General features: G+C 47.2%; 12 protein-coding genes. 4 read left to right on the top strand and 8 right to left on the bottom strand.

Annotated features, from left to right (window positions below; translation table 11 throughout):
* Positions 1-42: 42 nt before the first annotated feature.
* From ACJJIZ_RS07160 to ACJJIZ_RS07130, 7 genes are all read right to left on the bottom strand, one after another.
* Positions 43-783 carry an SDR family NAD(P)-dependent oxidoreductase gene (locus tag ACJJIZ_RS07160; RefSeq protein WP_444915672.1) on the bottom strand — a complete coding sequence of 247 codons (741 nt, stop codon included), beginning with the start codon at positions 781-783 and terminating at the stop codon, positions 43-45.
* Between the two features lie 31 nt (positions 784-814).
* The gene (locus tag ACJJIZ_RS07155; RefSeq protein WP_444915671.1) at positions 815-2,863 is read right to left on the bottom strand and encodes an aminotransferase class I/II-fold pyridoxal phosphate-dependent enzyme; all 2,049 of its coding nucleotides are present in this window, start codon (positions 2,861-2,863) and stop codon (positions 815-817) included.
* A 247-nt stretch (positions 2,864-3,110) separates the two neighbouring features.
* On the bottom strand, positions 3,111-3,515 hold the full coding sequence (locus ACJJIZ_RS07150; RefSeq protein ID WP_444915670.1) for an NUDIX hydrolase: 405 nt from the start codon (positions 3,513-3,515) through the stop codon (positions 3,111-3,113).
* 80 nt (positions 3,516-3,595) lie between these two features.
* The gene (locus ACJJIZ_RS07145) at positions 3,596-4,708 is read right to left on the bottom strand and encodes a phospholipase A (protein WP_444915669.1); all 1,113 of its coding nucleotides are present in this window, start codon (positions 4,706-4,708) and stop codon (positions 3,596-3,598) included.
* A 236-nt stretch (positions 4,709-4,944) separates the two neighbouring features.
* Complete coding sequence (locus ACJJIZ_RS07140) at positions 4,945-5,667, bottom strand: hypothetical protein (RefSeq protein ID WP_413663126.1); 723 nt, start codon at positions 5,665-5,667, stop codon at positions 4,945-4,947.
* A 1,153-nt stretch (positions 5,668-6,820) separates the two neighbouring features.
* On the bottom strand, positions 6,821-7,330 hold the full coding sequence (locus ACJJIZ_RS07135) for a GNAT family N-acetyltransferase (protein ID WP_444915668.1): 510 nt from the start codon (positions 7,328-7,330) through the stop codon (positions 6,821-6,823).
* A gap of 136 nt (positions 7,331-7,466) precedes the next feature.
* Positions 7,467-7,670 carry a hypothetical protein gene (locus tag ACJJIZ_RS07130; protein ID WP_413663128.1) on the bottom strand — a complete coding sequence of 68 codons (204 nt, stop codon included), beginning with the start codon at positions 7,668-7,670 and terminating at the stop codon, positions 7,467-7,469.
* Positions 7,671-7,806: 136 nt separating this feature from the next.
* On the opposite strand from ACJJIZ_RS07130, the gene can reads away from it, so the two are divergent.
* The 4 genes from can to ACJJIZ_RS07110 all read left to right on the top strand — a co-directional run bounded on the left by can (position 7,807) and on the right by ACJJIZ_RS07110 (position 11,681).
* A complete protein-coding gene (gene can, locus ACJJIZ_RS07125) occupies positions 7,807-8,463 on the top strand; it encodes a carbonate dehydratase (RefSeq protein ID WP_444915667.1) in 657 nt (218 codons plus the stop codon).
* 94 nt (positions 8,464-8,557) lie between these two features.
* A complete protein-coding gene (locus tag ACJJIZ_RS07120) occupies positions 8,558-10,174 on the top strand; it encodes an FAD-dependent oxidoreductase (RefSeq protein ID WP_444915666.1) in 1,617 nt (538 codons plus the stop codon).
* 103 nt (positions 10,175-10,277) lie between these two features.
* Positions 10,278-10,790: a flavin reductase family protein gene (locus tag ACJJIZ_RS07115; RefSeq protein ID WP_413663130.1), complete on the top strand. Its 513-nt coding sequence runs from the start codon at positions 10,278-10,280 to the stop codon at positions 10,788-10,790.
* Between the two features lie 159 nt (positions 10,791-10,949).
* Positions 10,950-11,681: a glycerophosphodiester phosphodiesterase gene (locus ACJJIZ_RS07110; protein WP_444915665.1), complete on the top strand. Its 732-nt coding sequence runs from the start codon at positions 10,950-10,952 to the stop codon at positions 11,679-11,681.
* 126 nt (positions 11,682-11,807) lie between these two features.
* Here the strand turns inward: ACJJIZ_RS07110 and ACJJIZ_RS07105 are convergent, their stop codons facing one another.
* Entirely contained in the window at positions 11,808-14,435 is a 2,628-nt protein-coding gene (locus tag ACJJIZ_RS07105; protein ID WP_444915664.1) for a TonB-dependent receptor plug domain-containing protein, read from the bottom strand.
* Positions 14,436-14,691: the final 256 nt, after the last annotated feature.

Genomic DNA, 14,691 nt, shown 5'->3' with positions numbered 1-14,691 from the left:
GATACGATAACAGCTACTAACGCGCCTATTTCACGCTGATCGCTACCAGGGTATAAAACTTCCATCCCATGACAGTAATTTTCCAGTGTCTGCCGATGCCAGTTGGCTCAAGACATCTACAATACGATTCGCGCTTAATTCAGGGGTGTAGAGTTTATCTGGGGGCAAATTAGACTGAAAAGGTTTGGATAGTGAAGTATCTGTCGTACCTGGGTGAATCGCTACCACACAACTTTCCTCCAGTTTCCGCGCCCACTCAATAGACAGATTCTTAACCAGCATATTTAATGCGGCCTTACTACACCGGTAGCTGTACCAGCCACCGAGCTGGTTATCCGTGATACTTCCCACCTTTGCCGAAAGCGATGCCCACAACAAAGGGCGTCTGCGCTTCAAGAATCCATCCAGTGCGCGCGCTAAATGTAAATGGGAAAGTACGTTGACCTGAATCGACTGCAATAACCAGTGATCATCACATTGCGATAGGGACTTCTCCGGTCCGTGGAACTCATCATGTAAAATGCCACAGCAGTTGATTACCCAACCTGGTGGCTCAGAGTGTTCGGCCAAAAAATTTTCAACAATATCGATGGACTCGGCTTGCTCTAAACAAACGGATAAATGGTGTCGCTCACCGACATGGCCAGGAATCATATCAACTGTGATTCGACTCAAGGTCAATAATGTAACTTGAGGATAGCGCCGAATAATTTCGGCGCCAATAGCCTGCGCTATGCCACCGGAAGCACCGGCTATCAACACAGATTGTGGACTTTCGAGCATACCGGCCTCCATGCCGGATTATGGAGTTTTACTATTTTCCTTTCTTTTTCTCTCCAGAAGACTGCACTTTCTCAGCTTTGCCCTTGGAGGCTTCCTTAACGACCCTTAGCATCGGCTCATCAGAGCGGAAAATAAGACCGTGAATTTCTGTCGTATTCTGCCCCTGAAGTAGCTGCTGTAAAAACTGCACTATCTGGGCTGAAATTTCCTGTCCCGGCACAAGGACCGGAATACCTGGCGGATAGGGAACAATTTCATCTGCACTGGTCCGACCAACCAGGTTCTCAATAGCTTCTGTGCCATTATCCATCAGCGGCAATTCTTCTGCTTCCGAAAAATAAGCATCTGCCGGTAGACATGTAAAACGGGTAAATTCTGGCAAACGCCTCGGCGACCCGATATGAATACGCTTGTGAGTATTTCCTGCCAATTGCTTAAGAGCATGAATCAAGCGAAGTAATTTGCTCTCTGTACTACCGAGGGTTACAAGTACAGTAATGGTATTGTAGGTGGTCTTTTCCACCTGGATGCCATACTGATCAAACAATTTAATCTGCATTTCATTGCCAGAGTAACCACTCTTGGAAATATCAATAGTCACCTTGGTGGGATCAAGGCGAATGTTATCACTGGCAAGTGGGTCAGCAATTAAGTCATCACGTGTTAGCGCGCGGAACACACCTGTCTCATTAACGGCATTACGTAAAATTTCCACCATCTTTAGACATTGCTTCAAACGACCATACCCCTCCATCGCCATTTGTTTACGCGCCACATCTAGGCTCGCAATCATTGCATACTGAGGACTGGTAGAGGCATGCATATTCAGGTTTTCACGAAAACGGAATTCATCAAAGTCCGGGTCTTGCACGTGGATCATACTGGCCTGGGAAAAGGCCGACAGCATTTTGTGGGTGCTTTGGGTCACATAATCTGCCCCACACTCCAGTGCTGTAGGCCGCAACTCGGGATGGAAGAAACCGTGGGCAAACCAGGCTTCATCCACCAGCACTTTCACTCCACGCTCATGGGCGTAGTCGATAATTGGCTTAAGGTCGTAACGCAATCCATCATAGGTGCAGGAGGTAATTACCAATAGGCGCGCATCACTGTGCTCATCCAGGGCAGCTTCAATATCCGAACGCTTTACCGGCCCGTAAATTCCAAATTCTGGATGCAGTACAGACTTCAGGTAAACCGGCTCACAGCGATTCATCACAATCGCATGGTGAACTGATTTGTGACACGCTTGGTCAACGATAATTTTTCCGCCACCACCAAGAATTTGCTGAATAACCACTTTATTCGCGGTAGAGGTGCCGTTGGTCAGGAAAAAGGTATGGCGAGCTCCAAAAGCCTGAGCCGCTAGATCCTGCGCCTCCTGAATAACCGAGTGGGGCTCGAGTAAACTATCTAAAACTTGAACAGATACAGACAAGTCTGTATTGAAGATATGTTCACCCATAAAGCGATAAAAATCCCCCACCCAGGGACTATTGCGCAGACTGTCACCACCAGAATGGCCAGGTGTATGCCACGCATCCCGAGCTGAGAATACGTATTCTTTCAGGGTGTCGGCAAAAGGAGTCGAAGCTCTTCGAGCAATAAACGCCTGCACCAAGCGGAACATATGGTTGAAATTGCCCTCACGGCGGTCGAACAACTCATCGAAGCGGCGACGCAAATTTGCCAGGGATTTTGAACCGGATTTGCCCGTCTTGGAGGTTGTTCCAGCAAAACCACTGTGAGCTACGAGGAAGATATTAAGCTGGGAACGCAAAGCGTGAATTCGGTCAGCGAGGTCATCTGCAGCATCCAGCCCCTGCCCGTCACTGCCACCATCGACAATGACCGCTTGCAGGGAATCCTCTTCTTTTGCCAACCTTTCAGCATCTGCGGGCGTTACGGCTTCAAAATGAAGACCAAAAGGATTGTCATGTACTGCTGCCGTATTATTGAGAGCGGTAATCCACTCATTGGCCAATTTGCTATCAGAACTGACCAGAGCGACCCGGCACTCTAATTCAAGGCTATTTTCGTTTAGGTTGCCCAACTCAGGCATCTTCAATTCCAAACCCATAATTCTTATCCATCAGCATAGCTTGCAGGTGAGTACAGCTTGCTGTATCAATTATTCAACTATTTGATTTTATTAACTTTTATAAGGCCCCCGCGAGTTGCGGTGGCTCTGGAATTCCAGGGCAATAAACACCAGGGGGCAAATACTAATGTAGGAGGGAGGGGAATTCTGCGACTACATTGCATTTGGCGATTTTCGCCAAATGTACCCTGGCATACCAGATCTATTGCCAAGGAAGATAATAAAGTTAGAACTTTGCGCTACGCACAATACCACTAAACGTTAAGCAATCCTCGACCCTGTGACGTTGTACCTGGGATAATCGGTGGAGCGGAAAGTAAGCCCATTGGGAATGTTCATCAGAGAGAATATAGTCACTCTCTTTAACGAAATGGGCTCGAAAAATAAAAACATGAGAGTTGAAAGCGCTGTGGTAATAGATACCACTGAGATACTCTATTCGAACTTCACGCCCAAGTTCCTCATGGCACTCCCGCACCAATGCCTCATGGGCAGTTTCACCCGGGTCTAATGCTCCGCCAGGCAAGCCCCAGCTACGCTCAGCATAAGTCGCTTTCAGCTGCAGCACCTCCCCGACAGTATTCGTGATTACCGCATGGGCACTCAGGCGGTAACTATCATCAAAGGCCATGAACAAACCCTGATAATAAGTCAGGTTAAGAAGAGAAAAACGAGAGCCTATTCATTGCGAATACGCCCTCGACGTTAAGGTTAAAATCCCTGGGCTAACACAAATCCAAACCCTAAAGTTTGCACCGATTCATCATAATCAAGGAGGCTCTCGCCGTAACCATTGAAATAGCGAACATACCCATCGACGCGTTTCCCGAGAGGGAAGCCCCAGGTCAGCTCCACTGCACCACGATTATCTGAGCGCAAATTGTTACGTAGCATCATTGAAATCGTGTGATCCCCATCGCGGTATCGCCCACCCAATTCAAAATGCCCCAAGTAGTGCTCAATATCCGGATTATCATCATCATCCTTATCTTCAGGGACCCTGTACCAGGGCTTTAGGCTGATTGAATAATTATCCCGCTCAAAAATGAAATTCGCATATATTCTATTCCAGCTGCGGGAATAGGGTTCACTGCGCCCATTTGACTGGTGGTTAATCGCTACCTGGTTAGCCACATTATTCCAACCAAATAGGCTCCAGTCATTGAGCCAACTCAGAATCAATTCCGGCTCGTGGTTTGTCTCACGGAAGGGAGCGGAGTCATCGGAGTTGTACGCCTGCCAAAAGCTGCGATTTGTATAGGCGACACTCAGTACAGAAGCCTGCCCCAAAAAACCCCGCCAAATAGGAACCTGCACAGAAAGCTGGAATTGAACTTCGACGTTATCCAACTCTTCTGCCTCAGCTAGGCCTTCAATGTCTGCCAGCCCTCCCTCTTCAGGGGCTGGATTGTAGACCATTGGCAGCACGTAGTTAGTTTTATGGGAAGCTAAAGTAAAAGGGTTATTGGCAGCATCCCTGATAGCCTGAGCCCTCCCCCCTAACAATACTTCATCTGTAGGAAGGTCTTCCTCATACTCGTCGACAATAAAGTCCGCTATCACCGGATCCTCTTCAAGAGTCAGTTCAGCTCTAACTCTTTCAGCGCAGATACGTCGGATTTCCCTTATCGTGACATCGGCATCCGAAACAAGAATTTGCTCGTTCAAGCAGCGCTTATGGTGGGTCTGCAGGTTTTCTCCTGCATCCATAGAAAAAGTTGATTCTGGCACCTCTTCAGCTAAAGCTGTTGGCAACTGTGCAACTAACCCAACAGAAGAAAGTAATGTGAGCCCGGCAAAAACCCTTCTTCGATAGTAGGACAAAACGCTTTCCCCCAGTCATTTATTGCAATCATGATGCAAGCTTACACTGGAGAGGATTACAAGTCCCACTACATAATTTTGCGATTATCGTGACAAGACAGCCAATCAGGCTAGAGAAGCCCTTATTTCAGCTTAGCTAGAACAAAAAACTAAATAATGACAGGTATAGAAACAGCAATCTCCATTTAAGCCTATTTGTGTGACCAATAGTGGTTATAAAGTTTCCTCAAGCTGGGCTAAAGTAGTCCTTTTAAGCTCGACGACCACTCCAAGTCCCTCAGCCGAACCTGCCACAGGCGGCCAGTACTAGATGGCCAATCGTACCCCACTAACAGGCTCCGACTATCAACATAGCAATGGGCATCTCTTTCAGCTTCATCGCCCTGGTAAATGTAAGCAATAATATCAGAACCCAGTTCCTGAGCCTTCTGGCTCGAAACATCCCCCGCCATTGATCTTGCCGTGCGATGGCTCACCCTAGGAGAGAGCAACTTACCCCGCTGAGATGGATCGACAATATCAGGAGACACAACTTCCAGGCCATTTTCATGTTGTACCAACCTCGACAAGACAGGCCCCATAAAAACCCGCATCAGTGGAAACAATAGCCGCTCTTCCCCTTCGATATTGAGTTGCTGAGGGCCATTGGGGCCTGTCCAGCTGGCTTGAATATCATCACCTATCGCAGGACTCTTTCCCTCTTCTGGAATTAACTTGTAGTGGGCGCTCACCTCATCAACTTCATCTCGCCAATGCACAACACACTCACTCACTAGCCCCCCTTCCAAAAGAGCAAATACTTCGATACCAAACCCCTGGTCCCCGACTAAGCGCCGACTGACAAGCGAGCGTCGCCCCTGCTCATCATTCCCTAACTGCCAACTATCTTGCACAGGCATTTCCCTGCCATCACAACTGTAGTGATAGCGACCCTGAGCCAAAGTTGAATTTAAACGCATCGCAGGTTCCCTCCTTGCTCGCTGTACATCAGACCGGCGGTCCAGTACCCAAAAAGTATTGCACATGGAGGGAGGCTAACCTCGTTTTTTACGCCTCCTTTAGCCAAACACTATGGAGACAGTGACTAACACAAGGATTTAAAAATAAGGGAAAACTATGAAACAGCTGAAATACCTCCAAAGTGAATGACTTAACCTGAAGTAGTTGAAGAATTTTCCAGCTGGATGCACCAAAAGAGTGAACGTTTTATATAAAGCTCTAGTGAGGTTTATTTAAGGTATCCCCAAAATAGGCTCATCAAAAATTCCAGGTAACTCCTGACCTAGAACCAACTATCAATCATTGGAAAACCTATATCTTCAAAAGTACTTAAAGCCTCTTCTTTTATTCTCATTCACCCAAAAGAAACTTAAACTATTTAAGCGGAATAACGTCAAGCTGACGCAATAAACATCAAATAATTTTTCCCACGTCACATAAGCATAAAACTCCAGCTATCAGCACAGGATTTCCGGGGGAATGAGCCAAATATATTTGGTAGCCTTTAATTCTTGAGCATGACCAAAGAGTAAACTCTCGAATTTTATCATTATCCATATCACTCATCGAAACCAGTAACTTGCTGGTACAGCAAAGTGAATGGCTTTCATGGCGAGTAAAATTCGACGCAACAGCATGTCAGAAATTTGTTTGAATAGAGGATCGCTAATTCAACTACTAATTATCTTAGAAGAGCTACGGAGACAATATCTTTAGGTATCCATGATGTTGCTGGAATACAACCATTAGATCCCTATAAATATCGCTTTCTCCTACCAGCTTTCACGCACTAGCGTCACCAAAGTCAAGAAATATGATATTGGTATTTAGGACTCTTAAAACACCCAAAACCTCAAGAAACATTCCCTTCCATAAAGCTTCTGTGTATCTACTGCTACCACCGTTTGTATGGACATTATTTTTAATATTATCAATCAGTAAAATCTCAGGGCTACAGACCCAATCTATGGAACTAATAATTGGGGTACATCGCACTTCAGCAGCTACCAATAAAATATCTAACAGTATTGGTCAGCCGTAGCTGTCAGATCACAGCCACGGCTTATCGGAAGATAGCTCCATACAATGACTACAAATTTTAAAAGGTGAACATTAAAGATATCGCTGCCAAAATTCGGCTTGACCGAACTCCTCATCCATGGCGTACGGTTTAAAGCCAGTCTTACGGTAAGCAGCCTGCGCAGTGTAATTTTTTTGTAGAACTTCCAAGGTTAACTTACAACATCCCCTATCTTTTGCTTCTTTCTCAAGAAAACCCAGCATAGCCGTACAAACGCCCAAACCTCGTGCAGATTCACTAACAACAACATCGTGAATATTAATAAGAGGCTTACATAAAAAAGTGGAAAAACCAGTAAAACAATTAATTAGACCAACAGCTCTACTATCTCGGTATGCTAAAATACTAAAAGCTCCAGGAAATTCATTTAGTGCCGGCACCAACCCTGTTCGACAATGATCAGAAAGAGCTTCACCACCACCAAATGGATGAAGTGCATACTCTTCCATTAAAGCAATTATGCTTTTTGCATCATGCAAGTCATCATAATTCGCCAAACTAATTTTTAAGTCAATACCTACATTACAACCTGACAACACCATATGATTCTCTTTTTACTTTTCCATTAGCTCAACGGTTTTATTGAATGTAATTTAATAACCACTTATACAGCCAACTTATCCACCACACTTATAGATCTCTGATACAGCGTGGACAACAGAGGGTACAATATCGGATTTACTCCGTAACTTCAGCACCCTTCTTTTCCGGTACCGCCTCGATATTGGCTTTTTCATCCATTGGGAAATGCTGTAAATAGCTACGCAAACGCGTCCTTCTTGCAAGCAATTGACGCACTCTCAAGCGATGCCGCCCCACTGAATTCGAGTGCCTGGAAACCCTCTGCCGCCTTCTGGGAATGGCGCTTTTCTTTCTTCCCATGATCTTAGATTCCTTTTTAGACCAGGTTTTAGGCAATAGTCATCTTTTTAGATTAGACCAGATACACTTGGCGCGCACGAACAAAGTCGCTATCCTGCTGACTAATTGTCCAAACGGTCACATCAGGATAGATTCATTGCACCCGCTTAATCATTTAATAGAGAACAACCAACATTGGTCAGAGGCAACTCGCGAAGATAAGCCTGACTTTTTCCTTAAACTGTCTGAGCAGCAGAGCCCTGAATACCTCTGGATTGGCTGCGCTGATAGTCGCGTTCCCGCGAATGAAATTGTCGGCCTATTACCCGGGGAGCTTTTTGTCCACAGAAATGTTGCCAATGTAGTAGTCCACTCAGACCTGAACTGCCTTTCAGTACTGCAGTACGCTGTAGAAATCCTAAAAGTAAAACATATTATTGTCTGTGGTCATTACGGCTGCGGCGGTGTCCAGGCTGCACTTAATAACGAGCAACTTGGCCTGATCGATAACTGGCTGAGACACATTCAGGATGTCAGGGATAAGCATCACACCTTGATAGATCTTTTCCAGCAACAGCAACGCACAGACTTACTGTGCGAACTCAATGTTCTGGAACAGGTAATACACGTTTGCCAGACCACCATTGTCCGCGATGCCTGGCGTAGGGGCCAGGAACTGACCGTCAATGGGTGGGTATATGGACTCAAGGATGGCCTGCTGCACGATTTGGGTATTTCAATCAAGCACCCTGGGGAAATTGCTGATATTTATCAAAGTGCTCTCAGTAAAATCGCCCAGCGCAGCACGGAATAATACCGCCCAACCACAACTCCTTTCGTTTTTACCGCTATAAATGGGAAAGCCCCGGTATTTATTTATCGGGCTCGACCCTGCTTGGTGGAGAAACATGTCGGCATACAGAAAGTGGCAGTGCCAGAACTGCGGCTGGATATACGATGAGTCCAAAGGTTGGCCCGAGGATGGAATTCTTCCCGGTACTCGCTGGGAAGATATACCTGAAGACTGGTACTGCCCGGAGTGTGGTGCAGCCAAACAAGATTTCTCCATGCTGGAGATTGGCGCCGATACCACTCAAGCCAGCTTAGCTAGCAATGATGGCTTCCGGATCTGGGAGTGTATGGTATGTGGCTGGACATACAATGAGGCCGAGGGATGTCCACAAGATGGCATTGCTCCTGGTACTCGGTGGGAGGATATTCCCGACGAATGGAATTGCCCTCAATGCGGCGTTAGTAAACAAGAATTTGATATGGTCCTCGTGGGCCAAGCCCCCATAGCCCCGTCCCCTTCAGCCAACCAAAACGCATCCACTACAACCTCAGCACCTTTAATTATTATTGGCACAGGGCTGGCCGGGTATAATCTGGCGCGAGAATTTCGCAAGCTTACCCCCCGGTCTTCTCTCCTGTTAATCACCGCCGATGATGGGGCTTTTTACTCCAAGCCTTTGCTGTCAGCCTCTTTCTCTCACGGCAAGACTGCACAGCAACTCAGCACTTCCAGTGCTGAAGATATGGCTCGCGAACTCAATGCACAAATTCTGGTTCACACGCGGGTAATACATATAGATCGCCAAAACAGAACTCTGACGATTCAGCAGGATGGTGCAGAGCATGTATCCAAGATTCCCTATGGAAAGCTAGTTCTGGCAACCGGGGCCAAGTGCCGCAAACTTCCCCACTATGAGGGGGATGCCCAATCACATATCTTTCGCATAAATAATCTCAGAGACTACCACCGTTTTCGAACTGCCGTGGTGGGGCGCAAGCGCATACTACTCCTGGGCGCTGGTTTGATTGGCTGTGAATTTGCCAACGATCTGGTACAGACCGGCTTCGCAGTGGATCTGGTTGATATAGAGCAATGGCCACTGGCGACACTGCTGCCGGAAGTCGCCGGACGCGATCTGCAGAGAGCCCTGGAAGACTATGGCGTTCGCTTCCATGGGGGCTCATCATTAAAGCGTATCGAGAAATTGAGCACCGGTTTCCGGGCCCAGCTGAGTAATGGAGAGCAAATAGAAGCGGATGTCGTTCTCGCCGCACTTGGACTTGAGGCTAACACCGGCTTAGCCTCCATGGCCGGTATAGCCGTGCAAAGAGGTATTGCTGTAGATCGATATCTGCAAACAAGCGATCTCGATATCTACGCCCTGGGGGATTGCGCAGAAATAGACGGCCATCAGTTACTCTTTGTCGCCCCCCTAATCAGCTGTGCGAAGAGTCTCTCACAAACTCTGTCAGGAAATCTGACTCCCGTTTGCTTTGGCGTTATTCCTGTGGCCGTAAAGACAACCCTGCACCCAACTACCGTTTGCCCACCAAGCCCTGATACCAAGGGGACTTGGCAAATCAACAAAGAAGATTCAGGGGTTTGCGCCGAATTTCGCGACGAAAAGGGCAATCTACTAGGTTTTGCCCTTACCGGTAGTGCGATCGCCCTCCGGGAAAGGCTCAGCCAAGAGTGCCAGCCAATTATGAACGACCAGTCAAAAAATGACTGATAATCATACTTATTTTAATAGCTATTCGAGGTAAAGCGCGCAAACCGTTAACTTTTGCCTTAAAATGGCGGCCCTTCAAAGTTTTGGTACAAGTAGCCCTAGTATGACGACAGAGAAAAGCCGTACGATTTCCCCGTCACCCGAGCAAAGCCGGCTACTGCGGGACACCCTCGGCCACTTTGCTACCGGTGTAACTGTCATTACCACTCAGGATACCAATGGCCAACCTGCCGGCATGACGGCTAACAGCTTTAATTCCGTTTCCCTCGACCCCGCCCTGGTTCTATGGAGTATCGATAAGCAGTCCATGGGCTATAAAGCATTTACCACCCGGGAGCACTTTGCCGTGCATATCCTGCGAGCAGACCAACAACATGTCTCAAACCTATTTGCTGGTCGAGGGGCAGACAAGTTTGGACAGGTCAACTGGTATGAAGGCCCCAATGGTATACCTCGCCTAGAGGAGTGTGCAGCCTATTTCCATTGCCGCCGCGCGCAGTGCATTGATGGTGGAGATCACACAATATTGCTTGGAGAGGTGCTGGAATTTGCCGCTTTTGGTGGTGAACCCCTGGTCTTTCATCAAGGCTGTTATCGTGCATTGGCTGGAGAGTAGCAGCTCACTTTTTGGAGCCTAATCACTACCCAAAGGCTATAAAAATAATTTTTTAATGCCAATTAACCAGTATTTGGCAGAAACTTTGGTGTTGCATTAGTGACCTCGTAATAATTCAAGGGCAGTCTGAAGCAAACCATGAAAATGGACTGATAAGCCATGACTTCAACTACGCTCTTCTGTTTCGCCCACCGGGGCTATCAACAGCGAGCCAGTGAAAACACTCTCCAAGCAATCGGGCATGCGTTGGAACTCAACGTCAGGGGTATCGAAATTGATGTGTGGAATATTGGTGGGCAGCTTCTGGTCAAGCATGACCGGCGACTCGGACGCCTAATCGCGGGCTCTGAACTCATCACTGAAATGCATCCCGATGCCCTGAAAGAGAGACCTCTCCCTTGCGGGAATAAGGTCCCTACATTAAGGCAAGTTCTGGAACTTGTGGGAAATAGTGCCCAACTCAATATCGAGCTGAAAGGGCCTAACTGTGCAGCCCTTTTCGCGGATGAAATCCACACCTTTACGCAGGATACTGGTGCAAGCTACGAGCAATACATCGTTTCCTCTTTCGATCACCGCCAATTGTACCAGTGCCTGCAATTAGCTCCTGAGGTTCGGCGGGGAGTGCTGGTTTCCGGTGTTCCCCTCGATCTTGCAGCCTGCTCTGCTCCATTAATGGCCTATTCATTACATACGAACGTAGATTTTATAAATGCAGATTTAATAGCCGATGCAAAACAGCGCGGGCTTAAGAACTACGTATTTACCGTCAACGACCCCAACGATTTGATACTATTGGCAGCTCAAGGTATTGATGGGGTTTTCACTGATGAACCTCAAATCGTATCCGATTTTAATGCCCGTGTTGAATTCACAAAAACTGGCACTTAGACGTTGGAGAGGATCCCCTTCACCAACTAAGAGAAAAGACAGTAACCCGGGTCAACTACCGGGCTACTGCTGTAAGTTAAAGCAGGAAAAGACTCGAGGCTAAATAGTCTCCCCTATTTATACTGCTTAAAACTCTGCGCTAGCACGTAAATACCAATAGCCACCGTTAAAACCAAATGGTGATGTGAGGGCATGACGTACCCCGAGATATCGCAATGTGGGCTCCTGCTCATCATCAGGCATTACGTCAAAGATATTCTCGCCCCCCAACGACAATTTATAATTTTCATACAGCGTAAACGTCGCTTCGATATCAACGAGAATTTCACTGCCATAACTATAGGTATCACTAGCATCCCCAGCACCAAACAACCCGCCTGTTGATTCCCAACTGCCATAGCGATTAAAACGCAGGTACCCTGCAAATAAATCACCCGTATCCAGATCAAAAGTTAAAGTCGTTCGATCACTGGGAACTTGGTTTTCCAGGTCAAATACCCGTGAGGCATTGATGGTATTTGGCGTAACACTGGTAACTTCCTGGCGATTGTGATTGTGGCGTAAATCCACCACCAATAAACTTTCAAAAATCTCGAAATCACTGGTAACTGCCAGATCTATACCAGACACTTCCGAGTCATAAGCATTGACGAAATAGTTTGCATTGCTGCCGTTGAGTAGTGCTGCATTTTCTATACCGGCATTTTGCAACAGAATCACTTCGTCATCTCCGATGGCATTGTTGCGCAGAGCCAGGCGATCCTCGATGTCGATGTTGTAGTAATCTATTGTCACATTGGTATTGTCCAGTGGAGCAAAAACTGCACCCAGGGTAAAACTGGTGGATTCCTCCGGCTCCAGCTCAACGGCTCCGAGCGCTGACGCTACCGGATGAGCCACAGGATAGGTTCCATTGGGTATCAGGTTGCCACTGGAGTCCGTCGTAGTAGTAACATTTAAGGTATTCACCTGTCCGGGTGTTGGCGCCCTGAAACCAGTATTTACCGTCGCTCGAAATGCCAGTTGTTCATTCACATCATACCGTGCTGACAATTTCCAATCCGATGTCGAGCCAAACTCATCATATTCCTCTAACCGTAAAGCCGCTCCCAAAGTCAGAGCCTCAGTCACATCGGCTTCAAGGTCAATGTAAGCTGCAATACTCTCACTACTGAAACTACCCAGCGCTTCAATCGGGAATCCCTGAAAACCATCTGAACCCACACCAAAATACGCAGCAGTTGGACCTACCTCAGTGGACGCTGCATCCCCCCTACCAATTGAGTAAGTCTCTTCACGCCACTCAGCGCCGAATGCAAGGTTCAATGGCGAAGCAAAAGCCATGACATCAATGGGGTAGACAAAATCCGCATTGAGGCTGGACTCTTCCTGCGTGAGGGTTCCCGGCTTGAAGGAAGTAGGAGACAAAATACCCAAACTTGGATTGATTGAATTTTTCAGGACATAGTCCACTTCATTTTCAGCCAAACGTCCGCGTAGATCCCAGGAGAGGCCATTGGCAAGCTCTCCACGCGCCCCGAATACAGCAGCGATATCATAAATATCTGCACCAAATTCAGGGTTGTAGCCGCCGGGGAACTGAGTATAAATTGGGTTTCGCAACACGTACCCACTGTCGCTGGAAGTATCTGCTACCAGGTAATCCGAGGGGTTTAGACCTTGCTCCAAAATAGAATCCACTAAAGACTGGGGAGCTGGGTCGGGCATGTAGTCGATACTATTCGGATCAAGGGGATCATTAGGGCTGTCTACTTGCAGGGTACCTCTCGCAGTAAACTGGTGTTCTGGGTCGAGCACCGGTCCACGATAGAAAAAGTCAGAAATTGTTTCATTTTGTGAATAACCGAAATTTCCATAGAGCTCTACCGAATCAGAGATCTCCAGGCCGCTGTTAATAAAAAACTTCAGGGACTCAACATCGGGATCACCCCATCTCTGACCCAAGCCATCCAGTGGTACTAAATTATTTCCCACAACTGATCCTACCTGTTGCGCATCTGGCCGCGCTTCGCTGCGCCAGGTTTTATCTGCGCGGGAGAATTCAACGGTGCCATTAATAAATCCTGCATTACCCAGCGCAAATCCCGTATTTGCGGCAATACTCATCCGGGTTCCATCCCCTTCAAAATACTCCCCTGTCTGAGCTGATAAGCTAAATCCCTCTGCATCATCCTTCAGGATAATGTTAACGACACCGGCAATCGCATCGGAGCCATATTGTGCTGAAGCGCCATCACGTAAAACCTCAACTCGCTCTATAGCCATAGAGGGTAGCGCCGAAAAGTCGACGGCTTGGGCACCCTGGTTAACTGTACCCAGGGGGGCAAGCTGCAAATTAACCAGCGCAGAGCGATGGCGGCGAGTTCCATTGACCAGTACCAAAGTTTGATCTGGGGATAAATTACGTAAAGTTACCGGGCGGATAAAAGCGGTACCATCAGCAATTGGAAATCTCTGCGTATTAAATGAAGGGGCAATTTTTGCCAGGGACTCAGTAAGATCAAAGCTCGCTTGATCCGCAATATCCTCTCCGCCAACCACATCTACCGGAGAAAGAGTCTCGGTGGGAGATACACCCTCTTTGCGTGTACCTGTGGTTATCACTTCCTCCATTGCCCGATCAGCAGTATTAGAGGCACCCTCTTCCTTTTCCTCAGCAATCGCATACCCACCAGAGTTAAAAATCGCAACTGCCACCGCCAATGACAAAGGTCTCAACAAGTAACGCTTCATATTCACCACCCTCTCTTCTCATTATTAACATCAAACAGAACATCACCGGATAATTCATCAAAGCAATGCACATCAAATTAGATCCGTGCAGGGGTTAAACAAAAAAAGCGGCATACTGACGTTCCGTCTAATTGCATCCATGCCAGAAATTAGTGCACGCCTAGGGTAGATCTTTTACGCGATTAAATGTCAACTTCCAACAAATCAAAAAATTAATGTCGCGATATTTATTTTAAAAGGAGGGGGTACACGTTTA

This window comes from Microbulbifer maximicatervae (SeqCode), from assembly GCF_052467225.1.
This window is presented reverse-complemented; position numbering and strand designations above follow the sequence as displayed.

What these genes read in the sequence shown, in the direction of transcription:
- ACJJIZ_RS07160 (WP_444915672.1), bottom strand. Translation starts at nt 783, where the DNA reads ATGCTCGAAAGTCCACAATCTGTGTTGATAGCCGGTGCTTCCGGTGGC.
- ACJJIZ_RS07155 (WP_444915671.1), bottom strand. Translation starts at nt 2,863, where the DNA reads ATGGGTTTGGAATTGAAGATGCCTGAGTTGGGCAACCTAAACGAAAAT.
- ACJJIZ_RS07150 (WP_444915670.1), bottom strand. Translation starts at nt 3,515, where the DNA reads ATGGCCTTTGATGATAGTTACCGCCTGAGTGCCCATGCGGTAATCACG.
- ACJJIZ_RS07140 (WP_413663126.1), bottom strand. Translation starts at nt 5,667, where the DNA reads ATGCGTTTAAATTCAACTTTGGCTCAGGGTCGCTATCACTACAGTTGT.
- ACJJIZ_RS07135 (WP_444915668.1), bottom strand. Translation starts at nt 7,330, where the DNA reads ATGGTGTTGTCAGGTTGTAATGTAGGTATTGACTTAAAAATTAGTTTG.
- ACJJIZ_RS07130 (WP_413663128.1), bottom strand. Translation starts at nt 7,670, where the DNA reads ATGGGAAGAAAGAAAAGCGCCATTCCCAGAAGGCGGCAGAGGGTTTCC.
- ACJJIZ_RS07120 (WP_444915666.1), top strand. Translation starts at nt 8,558, where the DNA reads ATGTCGGCATACAGAAAGTGGCAGTGCCAGAACTGCGGCTGGATATAC.
- ACJJIZ_RS07115 (WP_413663130.1), top strand. Translation starts at nt 10,278, where the DNA reads ATGACGACAGAGAAAAGCCGTACGATTTCCCCGTCACCCGAGCAAAGC.
- ACJJIZ_RS07110 (WP_444915665.1), top strand. Translation starts at nt 10,950, where the DNA reads ATGACTTCAACTACGCTCTTCTGTTTCGCCCACCGGGGCTATCAACAG.
- ACJJIZ_RS07105 (WP_444915664.1), bottom strand. Translation starts at nt 14,435, where the DNA reads ATGAAGCGTTACTTGTTGAGACCTTTGTCATTGGCGGTGGCAGTTGCG.